General features: G+C 50.5%; 14 protein-coding genes. 10 read left to right on the plus strand and 4 right to left on the minus strand.

Annotated features, from left to right (window positions below):
* The first annotated feature begins 165 nt into the window (after window positions 1-165).
* Entirely contained in the window at window positions 166-573 is a 408-nt protein-coding gene (locus Q4491_RS03385; protein ID WP_218383397.1) for a hypothetical protein, read from the plus strand.
* Between the two features lie 201 nt (window positions 574-774).
* On the plus strand, window positions 775-2,097 hold the full coding sequence (locus Q4491_RS03390; RefSeq protein ID WP_192015553.1) for a sigma-54 dependent transcriptional regulator: 1,323 nt from the start codon (window positions 775-777) through the stop codon (window positions 2,095-2,097).
* Between the two features lie 5 nt (window positions 2,098-2,102).
* Here the strand turns inward: Q4491_RS03390 and Q4491_RS03395 are convergent, their stop codons facing one another.
* Window positions 2,103-2,528 carry a PACE efflux transporter gene (locus Q4491_RS03395; RefSeq protein ID WP_303454619.1) on the minus strand — a complete coding sequence of 142 codons (426 nt, stop codon included), beginning with the start codon at window positions 2,526-2,528 and terminating at the stop codon, window positions 2,103-2,105.
* A 107-nt stretch (window positions 2,529-2,635) separates the two neighbouring features.
* Between Q4491_RS03395 and Q4491_RS03400 the strand changes: the two genes are divergently transcribed.
* A complete protein-coding gene (locus Q4491_RS03400; protein WP_303454621.1) occupies window positions 2,636-3,517 on the plus strand; it encodes a LysR family transcriptional regulator in 882 nt (293 codons plus the stop codon).
* A 434-nt stretch (window positions 3,518-3,951) separates the two neighbouring features.
* On the plus strand, window positions 3,952-4,197 hold the full coding sequence (locus Q4491_RS03405; RefSeq protein ID WP_192015556.1) for a hypothetical protein: 246 nt from the start codon (window positions 3,952-3,954) through the stop codon (window positions 4,195-4,197).
* Window positions 4,198-4,286: 89 nt separating this feature from the next.
* On the opposite strand, the gene Q4491_RS03410 is transcribed toward Q4491_RS03405, so the two are convergent.
* The gene (locus Q4491_RS03410) at window positions 4,287-5,321 is read right to left on the minus strand and encodes an NADP(H)-dependent aldo-keto reductase (protein WP_192015557.1); all 1,035 of its coding nucleotides are present in this window, start codon (window positions 5,319-5,321) and stop codon (window positions 4,287-4,289) included.
* 164 nt (window positions 5,322-5,485) lie between these two features.
* Between Q4491_RS03410 and Q4491_RS03415 the strand changes: the two genes are divergently transcribed.
* Window positions 5,486-5,788: a DUF6482 family protein gene (locus Q4491_RS03415; RefSeq protein WP_192015558.1), complete on the plus strand. Its 303-nt coding sequence runs from the start codon at window positions 5,486-5,488 to the stop codon at window positions 5,786-5,788.
* A 12-nt stretch (window positions 5,789-5,800) separates the two neighbouring features.
* On the opposite strand, the gene mutH is transcribed toward Q4491_RS03415, so the two are convergent.
* Window positions 5,801-6,481, minus strand: coding sequence for a DNA mismatch repair endonuclease MutH (gene mutH / locus Q4491_RS03420; protein ID WP_303454626.1), 681 nt, complete (start codon window positions 6,479-6,481; stop codon window positions 5,801-5,803).
* Between the two features lie 634 nt (window positions 6,482-7,115).
* On the opposite strand from mutH, the gene rppH reads away from it, so the two are divergent.
* The 5 genes from rppH to Q4491_RS03445 all read left to right on the plus strand — a co-directional run bounded on the left by rppH (window position 7,116) and on the right by Q4491_RS03445 (window position 12,556).
* Window positions 7,116-7,637: an RNA pyrophosphohydrolase gene (rppH, locus tag Q4491_RS03425; RefSeq protein WP_192015560.1), complete on the plus strand. Its 522-nt coding sequence runs from the start codon at window positions 7,116-7,118 to the stop codon at window positions 7,635-7,637.
* A gap of 19 nt (window positions 7,638-7,656) precedes the next feature.
* Entirely contained in the window at window positions 7,657-9,912 is a 2,256-nt protein-coding gene (gene ptsP, locus Q4491_RS03430; protein WP_303454629.1) for a phosphoenolpyruvate--protein phosphotransferase, read from the plus strand.
* Window positions 9,912-10,709, plus strand: a complete 798-nt coding sequence (locus tag Q4491_RS03435; RefSeq protein WP_303454632.1) for a sulfite exporter TauE/SafE family protein — start codon at window positions 9,912-9,914, stop codon at window positions 10,707-10,709. The genes ptsP and Q4491_RS03435 overlap by 1 nt, the downstream gene beginning before the upstream one ends.
* A 96-nt stretch (window positions 10,710-10,805) precedes the next feature.
* Window positions 10,806-11,612 carry a prolipoprotein diacylglyceryl transferase gene (gene lgt, locus Q4491_RS03440; protein WP_192015563.1) on the plus strand — a complete coding sequence of 269 codons (807 nt, stop codon included), beginning with the start codon at window positions 10,806-10,808 and terminating at the stop codon, window positions 11,610-11,612.
* A gap of 92 nt (window positions 11,613-11,704) precedes the next feature.
* Complete coding sequence (locus tag Q4491_RS03445) at window positions 11,705-12,556, plus strand: thymidylate synthase (RefSeq protein ID WP_303454637.1); 852 nt, start codon at window positions 11,705-11,707, stop codon at window positions 12,554-12,556.
* Window positions 12,557-12,739: 183 nt separating this feature from the next.
* On the opposite strand, the gene Q4491_RS03450 is transcribed toward Q4491_RS03445, so the two are convergent.
* Window positions 12,740-13,882 (minus strand): Na/Pi symporter, encoded by a 1,143-nt coding sequence (locus Q4491_RS03450; protein WP_303454640.1) that lies wholly within the window; start codon window positions 13,880-13,882, stop codon window positions 12,740-12,742.
* Window positions 13,883-14,144: the final 262 nt, after the last annotated feature.

Consider the following 14,144-nt stretch of genomic DNA (forward strand, 5'->3'; position numbering starts at 1 on the left):
TTATGCCTTCAAAGCGACACAGGAGCGCGAAGTCGCGCAGCTGGCTGAAAGGTAAAACGTATTTCAGCGATGTTTAACATTTTTTGTTATCCGGTATAGATGATTTTATGAGTAAAGTGTCATAATTCAGGCTTTGTAGTGATGTGAACAACGTTAGGCTGATAAATGAAAAAAACGATCATTCCTGCTTTTGGCGCCATGGTGCTTACCGGCTGTGCAGCAATGGCACTGACTCAACCGCCGACAGAGTTTGTCGGTTCGCTACCTGAAGAGTGGAAACAAGAATTCACTAAGTTTAATGATTTACCTCCAGAGGGAGATCGGGGCGAAGTGCGTCAGTACCACTTTGACAGTGAGCGTTCACTGTTAACTATTATTCGCCAGTTACGCAGCACACGGTGGAACTGGCAGCTGGATGCGTCAAAAGTGAAGCCCGCTCTGGTTGATGTTGCCTGTGATAATTTTGGTGATGCCATTGCCATGGGGCTGGGGGTACGCTTTTGGTACACAGGTGCTGGCGGCTTTGTCAGTGAACCCGTGACGAACGAAGCCTGTATAGCAAAAAAATCCTAATCTCCATTTTTTAAACCTTATCCTCTTGAAGCCCTTCTGGAAATATCACCTGTTTTAGTTATTACAGGTGATATTTTTGTTATCTGGCGATCCTGTCTCTTATACTTGTTGAATACTGTTTTGCATTTTTATGATCAGAACCACTGTAGCAGTCTGGCTCCGAATGGTGCTGCTATCGCTGAAATGGGTGAATGAATGGGAATGGATGCGCGCAAGGATATCTGGCACGGTGAACTGGTGTTGCTCGGGGGACACACTATCCCCTGGCTGAATGCGTTGAAGCAGGCCGGATGGATTTGTCATCACTGTCACGATCTGCGGGCAGCAGAAACCTTATTACTTGAAACCGGCCCTTGCCTGGGGGTGGTTGATCTGAGCCATGATGATTTCAGTCTGCAGGCGATTGCCAGTCTGGTCAACCGGCACAAGCAGGTACGATGGCTGGCCCTGGTCAGAGACGAGCAGCTCAGCATCGAATCTGTCTGCCAGTTTATCGTCAGTTTTTGTATCGATTATTTTACCTCGCCGATTCCTGAATCCCAGTTGCTGAAAACTTTAGGCCACCAGCGCGGTATGCTGACACTGGAACGCAAAGTCTGGCCAAAGCTCGGTCACTTCGGCCAGCAGGGACTCCAGGGCAATACACCTGTCATGAAAAAGCTGCTGCAGCACGTGAAACGTCTGGCGGCGGCGGACATGCCGGTATTGATTCAGGGGGAGATAGGTACAGGCAAGGAAGTGGTTGCAGAGGCCATTTTTCAGGCTTCAACCCGCGCCAAAGGGCGTTTTGTTACCGTGAATTGCTCAAGTATCGGCCAGAGCTGGGCGGTGAAGGGAACTGAGTCTGAGTGCTGTTTTGAGGCGGCCAGAGACGGTGTGCTGTTTCTCAATGAAGTCACCTCATTACCTCAGGATCGCCAGCAAGAGCTGGTTCAGTGGCTGCAGGACGGGCGCTTTACCAAGGAAAACGGCTCTGAGGTCAGTGCTGAGCCCAGGCTGATCGCTGCGACACATTATCCGCTTGATACTTTAGTCAGCGAAGGGCGGCTGTGCAAAGCGCTTTTCTATCGGCTGAATGTGCTTAGCCTGACGGTACCGCCTCTGCGTGAGCGCGGAGACGATTTACTGATGCTGGCCGATGCATTGCTACTCAAGTATGCCCGCCAGTATAACTGCGGAGTGAAAGCATTTTCTGACAATGCCAGACAGGCCATAGTCACCTATAACTGGCCTGGCAATGTACAGGAGCTGATCGGGCGAATAAAACGGGCAGTGCTGCTGACAGAGCAGAAGAATATTGAGGCCGATCATCTTGAGCTGCCAAGGCAGGCCGATGATAAACAGAGTTTGAAAAAAATCCGGGAAGAATCAGAGCGCAGCGCCTTGTTAAGTGTACTGGAGAATAACCGGGGACAAATTTCAGCGGCGGCCCGTGAGCTTGGCGTATCCCGCGCCACTATGTACCGGCTGCTTAACAAACATGACTTGATCCCGCCACCGCGGGATCTGAGCCAGAATTCTTAACCACGTCAGGCCGTCTGTGTTTCAGGCAGTGGATACACTTTGTCGTAGGTCAGGTTATAAACATATGCGTAAATCAGATAGAAGATCACCAGGCCAATATCCATCACCAGCGCCTGCCATAAACCGATCTCCAGCCACCAGGCCATGATAGGCAGCGTCAGCCACAACAGACAGAGCTCAAAGCCCAGCGCATGCACCATGCGGTGTTTGGTGCTTTTGTGCACATGGCCAGCATACTTCAGCATGGCTTTATCAAACCACAGGTTATAGACATAGTTCCAGACGGTGGCAATTACTGAGAACACAATGCCCAACAGACCAATTTTGGCCATGTCGAACCCAAATCCCTGACTCAGCACCAGGGTGATGAGCACCAGCGCAATCAGTTCAAAACCGACGGCATGACGAATTCTGTCCCAATGCGTACGCATACTCTTAACCTCTTAGTGAAAAACGTAACCGGGGGATATACTAAGTTAAATACAGATAGATAAAAGTTAGTTACTATCGTAATAACAGATAGGTTAAGGGTTTTAAATTGGACTTCTCTCTTGAACAGCTCAGGGCATTTGTCACCGCGGCGGAAACGGGGTCGTTTTCGGCCGCGGCCCGCAAGCTGGGTAAAGCGCAGTCGGTTATCAGCACAGCTATCGCTAATCTGGAGACGGATTTCAACCTGATACTGTTTGATCGCAGCGGTAAATGGCCGGTGCTGACACCTAATGGTGACGCCTTACTGGTTAAAGCCAGGCGGGTGCTGGCACAGTGCGGGGAGCTGCAAGTGGCTGCCGACAGTTTTCAGCAGGGGGTGGAGCCCAAGTTAACCCTGGTGGTGGAATCAATGGCGATGATCCCGGCACTGGCAGACACGTTGCAGCAGTTTGAATCCAGCTTTCCGTTCGTGGAGGTAGAAATTCTGACTGTAGGCATGGGCGATGTGGTGAAACTGCTCAATGAAGGCCGGGCACAGCTGGCGCTTATGGTGCAGTTGTCTTTCCTACATTCTGATATCGCTGTCCATGGCCTGGGACTGATTGATGTCTGGTGTGTGGCGGCCAGTAATCATCCACTGGCAGCACTGCAACAGGTGGATTGGCCGGATCTCAGACAATACCGGCAAATATTACTGACAGGCCGCTATGGTCAGGACAGCGAAGAATGGCGGGTTTCTGATGCTATCTGGCGAACCGAGCACATTCTGTCTGCGCTGGAACTGGTTCAGCGAGGGATCGGCTGGACAGTATTACCCGCTGACATGGTCAGAGACAGAGTGCGGGCCGGGCAGGTCGTCAGACTGGAACCTGCCTTTGAGGCACAGGCATGGAAGCAACCGATAGATCTGGCATGGAGCAGCCGGCATGCTTTGGGTCCGGCGGGCAAAGCGCTGCTGACTATGATGAAAACCATGAAACTGTCCTGACAGAAACTGGACGGCTGAATGGTATCTGCACTGAAAAAGAGGAATGCGCTGACATTTTAAGCTAAACAAAGAAATCTATCTGGCTTGGCCTGTAGTCTTGTGCATTCGCTGGAGTATTTCCCTTTTTATTCTGTAATTCAAAATAACTTCTTGTTTTTGATGTACTATCAGGCAAAAATAACACCCATATCACATCATTCTATCTTATAACCAGGAGGAACACACAATGAGCACATTCAATACTAAATGTCTGCGTCCTGCTGGTGTTAAGGATCACACTTCCCATCAGCACTGAGATCATCGATCTTAGTTACTTTTTACAGTAATACACTCTGTAAATGGGCCGCGGATACGTCTGTCGCGGCTAGTATGTTGTCAGCCTGAAAACGGTCGTATTTGCGTCCCTCCATTTTATCAACCTGGAGAGCACACTTATGCGCCAATCAGTCTATTTACGTTTTGCTGTTTTACTTATCCGTCTTGATTTACACCGTGAAGAAGAAGCATGGCGTCGCGAGCACCGACGTATGCAGGTTCATCTGCCACATTTATCGCCACATATTCTCAAAGATATGGGCATCGACAAAGACCTGCGTGTGGATTCAGCCCTGGTCAGTCTGCGAGTCAGCCGTAAAACACGTCATCTGAGGCGAGCGTTGAGGTGGCGAAGTCTGACGTAATCTCTGGCCTTACTCTGCGGAGTAAGGTCTGAAGAACACTGATAGCCCCCATTTAGATGGGGGCTTTTTTTCAGTTTGGAAAAATAGGGTTAAGGGCAAGGATTCGAATAGGTGATGCCAACTTGTTCTAAGTCTGCCAGGACGTCTGCACTGAGTTCCACCGACAGGCTGTCGATGTTGGCCTCAAGCTGAGACAGGCTGGTTGCACCAATCAGGGTTGAGGCATTAAACGGCTGCTGGTTAACAAAGGCCAGGGCCATTTGCGCCGGATCCAGACCGTGTTTTCTTGCCACTTTGACATAGGCTTCCGTGGCAGCCACACCTTGCGGCGTGAAATAACGGACAAAGCGGTCAAACAGCGAACAGCGGGCACCGTCGGGTTTTTTGCCATTGAGGTACTTACCGCTTAGGGTGCCGAAGGCCATCGGAGAATAGGCCAGTAATTTTACCCCTTCATAATGGCTGATTTCAGCCAGACCTACTTCAAAGCTGCGGTTGAGCAGGTTATAGGGGTTCTGAATGGTCACCACCCGTGGCAGGTCATGCTTCTCAGCCAGGCGCAGGAAAGACATCACACCCCATGGGGTTTCGTTAGATAAGCCGATGTAGCGAATTTTGCCTGCCCGCACCAGTTCAGCCAGTGCCTCAAGTGAGTCTGTCAGCGTGACACCGGTATTGGCGTCGGGATAAGGGTAATTGAGCTTGCCAAAGCAATTGGTTTCTCGCTGAGGCCAGTGCAACTGATACAGATCGATATAGTCTGTTTGCAATCTTTCCAGGCTGTTTTCAACGGCTTCGTGAATATTTCGCCAGTCGAGTGCCATATTGTCGCGGATGTGGGGGACATTACGGGGACCGGCGACTTTGGTCGCCAGAATCACTTGGTCGCGTTTACCTGATTTCTTCAGCCAGCTGCCGATATAGGCTTCGGTCAGCCCCTGAGTGTCAGCTTTCGGCGGTACCGGATACATTTCAGCGGTATCAATCAGGTTGATACCGCGCTCCAGAGCAAAATCAAGTTGGCTGTGTGCCTCGGCTTCAGTATTTTGCTCACCAAAAGTCATGGTGCCCAGGCCAATCTGGCTGACTTCAAGGTTTGAATGGGGGATCTTATGGTATTTCATTTGCCCTCCTTGGACCGCAAATTCTCCCTGACTATAACCTAGGAAAGGGTTACTGAGAAGCCGCAGTAAAATGAAGCAGTTATCTCATAGGCTGCACAGCCAAACCTTGCTGATACGCGAATGTTCGCACATAGTTAAAACAGTTCCCTTGAAAAGGAGTGATCATGAAACTGTCCCAATTCAGGCACTGGGTAAAGTCACCCGGAGAAGAGGTCCCTAAGTGCGTACTGACCAGTTATGCGGGTCGGGCTGATTATCTTATGGAAGTTGAATATAAACATCATCTTGAGCCATTAAAGGATGACGATGACAACATGCTGCATTTTCAGACTATGGAGCAGGTGAGGGATTTTCTGCGGCCACTTGGGATCAAGTCGATCACATTAAGGACGATTGATCCTCATGATGAATTCTCACTGGATGGTAAACCTGAGTGTTGCCAGGATGACATGACGATCAATGTATAGCCCGCTCTGTTATCAGAGCATAAAGTGGCGTTTGAGCAGTTCGGTGGTGAACTGGGTTTTGAGGTAAAAACCCCGGGGTAAGGTTTTGATCGGGTGGCCGTCTGCGCCGTAAGCATCGGTCTGTACTCTGCTGTTGGCGGCTTTGGGTCTCAGCTGCAGGACTTCACCATGGCGGGCTGTAATCTGCTCCACTTTTCCCAGTACGATCAGTTCCATCAGCTCTTCCCAGTCCTGGCGTAACCGGGCTTCTTCGTCGGCAGATGGACTCCACAACAGAGGAGAGCCGACATGGCGTTCAGTCAGCGGGATTTCACGCTCACCTTCTACGGGGATCCACAGGACCCGGGCGAGTTTGTGCCGGATATGGCTGTTTTCCCAGTTCACGCCCTGCAAGCCAATCAGAGGGGCAACGCAGACAAAGGTGGTTTCCAGCGGTTTGCCCAGATGGCTGATGGGAATAGTTTTGAGTTCAATGCCCAAATTGGCGAAATCAGGGACGGGCTGGCTGCCTGCCGTTGCCCCCAGATGCCATTCCAGCAACTGGCCCACCCAGCCTTTATCCCGGCGCAGATCCGGTGGGGCGATTTGTCCTGCCAGCTCAGCCAGCTCACCCAGAGTAAAGCCGGCCAGCGCCTGTGCCCGGCTGAGGAGTTCTGATTCTGAGTTAGGAGCGGGTTGTCTGGAGATCGTCATTAGGATGAGTAACTTTTCAAAAACGTGGCCATGCATTTTAACACATTTGATGCTTTGTGCTGCTGAATGACTGTCGGCTTGATCAGACTGTTTGCGTAGGATCCTGGGATTAAGATATCCACAGGTACTTTTTTGAACAATGTGTCTACTGTGTAAGCTGGACGTATTCACAGGGTTTTGTGCAGTATTTAAACGCCTCTGCGATGATTATTTGACCATTAATCATCAAGGGGTGTGGATAAAGCCGAGGGTGGTTGATCTTTAACCAGTGGCAATGATCCTCTGGAAAGTCATTTAATCTGTAGCTGTATTTTAAACTTAACCTCTATGTAAGAGATTGATTTTTAGTTATTTGTTGTTTTTTATGCACTAGTGCCGCAGTTGTTTGGATTCTGATTTATTGTTGATTAAATGGACAATAGGAGAGCTTCTACACACAACTATCCACAGAAAGCGTGAATAAATGTGGGAGAGGTCTCATTTCTTTGTTTATAACCTCTGAATTCCTCTTAAGTTATCCATAAAGTGAGTGCTAGGTAGGAAAAAACAGTGATTGATGACAATGAATGTTTACCCTGAGGCTAATTCTGTGAAAAAATCACTGTTAATTGATATTTTTACTTGAGGTCGTCCAGTGATTGATGGCGATGGATATCGCCCTAATGTGGGGATAGTTATCTGTAACAGCCATGGCCAGGTATTTTGGGCTCGACGATATGGACAACACTCTTGGCAGTTTCCACAAGGCGGTATTGATGAAGGGGAAACCCCGGAACAGGCCATGTACCGTGAACTGTATGAGGAAGTGGGTCTGACCAAAAAAGACGTCAGGATTCTGGCATCCAGCCGCCATTGGCTGCGATACAAGTTGCCTAAACGTCTGGTAAGGTGGGATTCCAAACCAGTTTGTATCGGACAAAAGCAAAAGTGGTTTTTGCTGAGTCTGGAATGCGATGAGTCTAAGGTGAACATGCAGCGTGGCAGTACACCGGAGTTCGATGGCTGGCGTTGGGTCAGCTACTGGTATCCGGTTCGTCAGGTTGTGTCCTTTAAACGGGACGTTTATCGCCGGGCGCTGAAAGAGTTCGCGGCGATGGCGATGCCTTTCAAGGAGCGCAAGGAACGCAAGTTAAAACGTAAACACAAGCGGAGTTAACCTAGGGAAAGTAACGCTTATGCTGACCCAGCTAAGAGAAATTGTAGAGAAAGTGGCCAGTGCTCCGACATTACTCGAGGCGCTGGATCTGCTGGTCGTCAGTATTTGCCAGGCAATGAAGACTGAGTGCTGCTCAGTCTACATTGTTCACGAACACCGCAAGCAATATATGCTCATGGCTACCCAGGGGCTGACCAAGCCTTCTTATCAGGTCGGGCTTGGGTTTGATGAAGGCCTGGTCGGTCTGGTTGGCCGTCAGGCTGAGCCTGTCAATGTGGCCGATGCGCGCCAGCACCCTAACTTCAAACATATCCCAGGGACCAACGAAGAAACCTTCCGCTCCTTTTTCGGCACACCCATTATCCATCAGCGTAAAGTCCTCGGTGTATTGGTTATCCAGCAACGCGATATGCGTGAGTTCACTGAAAGTGAAGAGTCGTTCATGGTGACACTGGCCGCACAGCTGGCGGTAATTCTGGCGCATGCCAAAGCGCAGGGTATGTGGCCAGGCCAGCGTGACGGACTGCATTTAACAGGTTCGGCCGCATCGACCGGGGTTGCCATCGCCAAAGCCTGGTGGGATGACAACCAGCCTCGGTTGGAAGCTGTGTCACCGGCCTCCTGTCTGGACAGAGAGTTTGAACAGGAACGCCTGAGCATTGCCATTGAGATGGCGAGTAATGAATTTCGCCGGTTGCGAAAACGCTTTGACAGCGAGTTGCACAAAGACACCCTGGCGATTTTTGATCTTTTCAGCCACTTGCTCAATGATCCCATGCTGCGTAAGGATCTGTTTTCCAAAGTGGCGGGCGGCGATCAGGCCGAATGGGCCGTCAGGCAGACAGTGGAGGCCTACTCTGTCCGCTTTGCCAATATGAAGGATGATTATCTGCGTGAACGGGCGCACGATATTCGCGAACTTGGCCAGCGCCTGCTGTTTTTCCTCCATAACGAAGAGGGTGTCGAGCACCAGTGGGATGCCCCGATCGTATTGCTGACCCGAGAGCTGACAGCCGCTATGCTGGCCAGCATTCCGCGCGATAAACTGGCCGCTGTGGTGGCTCAGGAAGGTGCCGCCAACTCCCACGCGGCGATCCTTTCCCGGGCACTGGGCATTCCTGCCATCATGGGGGTCGATTTTGTACCGGAGAAAGTCCACAACGCCCTGGTGGTGGTCGACGGTTATCGCGGCGATCTGCTCATTGAACCCAACCGGCAGATTCTGGCCGAATACAAGCGGTTACTGAAAGAAGAAAATGAGCTGACGGCTCTGGTAGAACAAGATCTGGATAAAGCGACGGAAACGAAAGATCAAGAAAGGATCTATCTGCATCTGAATGCCGGATTAAGTGCTGACACCAATATTGCAGTCAATAAAGGGGTCGATGGTGTCGGTCTGTACCGGACTGAAGTGCCATTTCTGCTGCAGCGCAGTTTTCCGTCGGAAGAAGAACAGGCTGCACAGTACCGCTCAATACTGGCCTCTTACCCGGGTAAATCTGTGGTAATGCGCACCTTAGACATAGGCGGCGATAAACCTTTGCCGTACCTTACTATTGAAGAAGATAACCCTTTTCTTGGCTGGCGTGGTATTCGTTTTACCCTGGATCATCCTGAAATTTTCCTCATTCAGGTCAGGGCTATGCTCAAGGCCAGTATTGGCCTTGATAATATGGACATCCTCTTGCCCATGATTTCAGGCATTCCTGAACTGGATGAATCAAAGGCATTGATTGATCGTGCTTTCAATGAAGTGGCTTTATATGCTGCCAGCAAAGGGCAAGTGCTTAAGCGGCCAAGATTGGGCATTATGATCGAAGTCCCTTCGATTTTGTACCAATTGCCGGCTCTGAAAGGGCGGGTCGACTTTATTTCGGTAGGCAGCAACGACTTAACGCAATATTTATTGGCTGTCGACAGGAACAATTCCCGTGTTGCCAGTGTCTATGATACTTTCCATCCGGCAGTTATTCAGGCACTGAAGCACATTCAGGATTCCAGCCATGCGTTATCAATACCGGTGAGCGTGTGTGGCGAACTGGCCGGTGATCCTCTCGGCGCCATACTCTTGGTTGGCATGGGATACCGCTCTTTAAGTATGAATACCCGCAACGTTGCCAAAATTAAATATGTCCTTCGGCATGCAACTTTGGCTGATATGAAGCAACTTTCTGATAAGGCGTTACAGGCGACTTTCGGCCATGATGTCAGGCAAATGGCATCAGAGTTTGTCGAACAACGTGGTATGGGTGGCTTCATCCGGGCAGGTAAGTGATGCCGGATATGTTATGGCTGCTCCTGATGTGTCTGGGGCTGGGGGTTGTGGTCGGTCTGCTGGCAGGTTTGCTGGGTATTGGCGGGGGATTATTAATTGTCCCCGCTTTAGTCTGGATGCTACCCCAAACTGGTATTGAACCTGGATTAGTAATGCATATTGCTCTGGCAACCTCGCTGGCCTGTATTGTGCTGACGTCCGGCTCTTCGGCCCGCAGCCATTTGCGGCTGGGGAATGTGGATGTCTCTTTGGTCAGATTACTCGCACCGGGTATGGTGCTGGGGGGCATTGCCGGGAGTGCTGTGGCCGAGTGGGTGCCTGCGGATTGGCTGCCCCGGATATTTGCTGGTATTGTGCTTTTACTGGCGCTGCAAATGCTGCTCTCCTTGAAAGTCACAGGGCGTCATCCTATTCCGGGTCGGGTTGCAATCGCTGGCAGTGGCAGTGTGATTGGTCTGGTGGCCAGTTTAGCGGGGATAGGTGGTGGTTCGCTGATCGTACCTTATCTGAGCTGGTATGGCGTAGAAATGCGCCGTTCTATCGGGACAGCTGCTTTTTGCGGGTCCATTATTGCTATAGCGGGCATGGCCGGATTTATTGTGGCGGGCAGCGGTGATGACAGTTTGCCGCCATACAGTCTGGGCTATGTGTATCTGCCGGCGCTGATCGGTGTGGCTTGCACCTCTGTCCTGACTACTCGATATGGCGCGCGTATGGTCAGTCACTTACCGACTCCGACACTAAAAAAAATCTTTGCCATCTTTTTGTTATTTGTGGGTGGTAAAATGTTGTTTTAACTCGGGTCAGTCACGGGGACTGGCATGAGACTTTTCATTGTGGGTACATGCTGTACCGCCGTGAACTTCTTTATTGATTAACCACGAGTATGTTGAATGAGCCAAGGTTATCTGACATTTCCAAACTTTGACCCAATCCTGTTTCAAATCGGCCCGCTGGCGATCCGCTGGTACGGATTGATGTACCTGCTGGGTTTTGTATTCGCGCTCTGGCTGGCAAACCGTCGTGCAGATAAGCCAGGCAGTGGCTGGACACGAGATCAAGTCAGCGACCTGCTGTTTGTTGGTTTCCTGGGTGTCGTGATCGGCGGCCGTGTGGGCTATGTCCTGTTTTATAACTTCGAAGTGTTCCTGGCCGATCCGCTTTACTTATTTAAAGTCTGGACCGGAGGCATGTCATTCCATGGTGGTTTGTTAGGCGTCATGACCGCTATGGTCTGGTATGCCCACCGCAATAGCCGGCGTTTCTTCGATGTGGCAGATTTTGTGGCGCCGTTAGTGCCGTTTGGCCTAGGCGCTGGCAGGCTCGGAAACTTCATCAATGGTGAGCTCTGGGGCCGGGTAACGGATGCGCCTTGGGGCATGGTTTTCCCGACAGGCGGACCGCTGCCTCGCCATCCTTCTCAGTTATATGAATTTTTCCTGGAAGGCCTGGTGTTGCTGATCATCCTGAATGTCTTTATCCGTAAACCGCGTCCGGCGGGTGCCGTATCCGGGCTATTCCTGCTGGGTTACGGCTCGTTCAGATTCCTGGTTGAATACTGCCGTGAACCCGATGCTCAGCTTGGCCTGTTTGCCGGCTGGATCAGCATGGGACAGATTCTGTCTCTGCCTATGGTGATTGGCGGTGCTCTGCTCATGGTATGGGCCTATAAGCGGGCCGGTAATCACCGTACTGCTTAACAGTCGTATCAGGCAGCCCATTGGCTGCCTGATTTGTGATTATGGTATGCTTGCAGACAGATTTTCTCCCGCTATTTTGGGTTAACAGAGACATGAAACAGTATTTAGATTTATGCCAGCGGATTATCAGTGAAGGTGAGTGGGTTGCCAATGAACGTACAGGCAAGCGTTGCCTGACGTTGATTAACGCTGATCTGACTTATGATGTTGCCAACAATCAGTTTCCGCTGATCACCACGCGTAAAAGTTACTGGAAAGCGGCGATTGCAGAGCTGCTCGGCTATCTGCGAGGCTATGACAGTGCCGCACAGTTTCGTGCGATCGGTTGTAACACTTGGAATGCCAACGCGAATGACAATCAGGCATGGCTGAGTAATCCACACCGCAAAGGTACCGACGACATGGGCCGTGTGTACGGCGTGCAGGGCAGAAGCTGGCGCAAGCCCGATGGCAGCACCCTGGATCAACTGCGGAAAATTGTTGATGATTTGAGCCGTGGCCTCGACGATCGCGGTGAGATACTGACGTTTTATAACCCGGGTGAATTTGAAATGGGCTGCCTGCGTCCGTGTATGCACACTCATACATTTTCGCTGTTGGGTGACAGCCTGTATCTGACCAGTTACCAGCGTTCTTGTGATGTGCCGCTCGGGCTTAATTTTAATCAGATTCAGGTGTATACCCTGCTGGCTCTGATGGCGCAAATCACAGGCCATAAAGCCGGCAAGGCCTACCACAAGATTGTCAATGCGCATATCTATGAAGATCAATTGGCGTTGATGCGAGATGTTCAGCTTAAGCGAGAGCCGTATCCATCGCCCCGGTTGGTGATTAACCCAGAGATTAAATCACTGGAAGATCTGGAAACCTGGGTCACTATGGATGATTTTAAAGTAGAAGATTATCAGCACCATGAGCCGATACAGTATCCGTTTTCAGTCTGATAAAAGATAAAACCAGAGCCTCACGAATGTGGGGCTTTTTTGTGCCTGAAAGGGCGTTAAAGCTGCTAACGGCCAGCCTGAGTATTCACTCTTGTTGTTGGTGCGATAGGATAGGTGGTTATCATCAGATGAAAAAATCCCTGCTCGCAGCGAGCAGGGATTTTTTAGTATTCACAAGGTTACTTATGCAGTTAAGGCCAGAATGCTGCCAGGGATAATGATAAAGACCAGTCCCAGATAGGCCGCCACGGTTGATTTGCTTTTCACTGCCAGCTCGCCCAGGTAGATAGCCCCCTTCAGCGGCAGTTCACGCAGGAACGGCAAGCCAAAGATCAGCAGGGTTGCCAGCACATTAAAGCACAGGTGCACCAGCGCAATTTGCAGGGCAAACACGGCATGGTCGCCAGAAATGGCTGTTGCAGCCAGCAGTGCGGTAATACAGGTGCCTATGTTGGCTCCCAGCGTAAATGGATACACATCGCGTACTTTCAGCACTCCGGTACCGACCAGAGGCACCATCAAACTGGTCGTTGTAGAGGACGACTGCACGAGTATGGTTACAATGGAACCTGACACGATACCGTGTACCGGGCCACGGCCAATCGCACTTTTCAGGATGTCACGGGCACGGCCAACCATCAGGCTGCGCATCAGCTTACCCATGACAGTAATTGCCAGGAAGATGAGCGCGATACCAAGCGCAATCATAATGACACCGCCCATGGTGCCCAATGATTCCAGTGGCGCTTTTACGGCGTTCACTGCCGGTTTTGTCAGGGGCTTAATGAAGTCCAGTCCCTTCATACTCATGTCACCGGTCGACATCAGGGGTGAAACCAGCCAGGCCGAAATTTTTTGCAGCAGGCCAAACATCATTTCCAGTGGCAGGAAGATCAGGACGGCCAGCAGATTGAAGAAATCATGCACCGTAGCAGCAGAAAATGCGCGGCGGAATTCATCTTTACAGCGGGCATGACCCAGACTGACCAGTGTATTGGTCATAGTCGTACCAATATTGGCACCCATCACCATAGGAATCGCGGTTTCAACGGGCAGACCACCAGCAACAAGGCCCACTATGATAGAGGTAACTGTACTGGAAGATTGGATGAGAGAAGTGGCTCCCAGACCGATCATCAGGCCTGCAACAGGGTGTGAGGCAAATTCAAACAGGGTTTTGGCCTGCTCTCCTACCGACCACTTAAAGCCGCCGCTCACCAGTGAGACTGCGACCAGCAGCAGATAAAGCATGAAAACCAGGTTTGCCCAACGAACCCATCGCATGGAGCTTTGTATTGGCTCAGCTGTGGTGGCTTGGGTAGTCATATTCTGTTCTCCGTGACATTGTGATGTCATTTTGGTGTCAGTTTTTTGAATGTTGCCGCGATAGTAGAGAACGAATATTTCAGAAATATGACACAGTGAAGCCTTTCTGTCATACCAGAGGATTTTGTGGTCAGGAGCAAAGAATGGGATCAGGATCTATCTTTTAATCTATGGGCTTAAGGCTGTGATTTTTTTGATAAAACGTTTATTAGTATTGAAGAGAAGGATGTCGAAAAAAAACAGATAAAAAATTTGCCGGGTG

Source organism: Photobacterium sp. 2_MG-2023 (genome assembly GCF_030547675.1).
GTDB classification, from domain to species: Bacteria; Pseudomonadota; Gammaproteobacteria; order Enterobacterales; family Vibrionaceae; genus Photobacterium; species Photobacterium arenosum.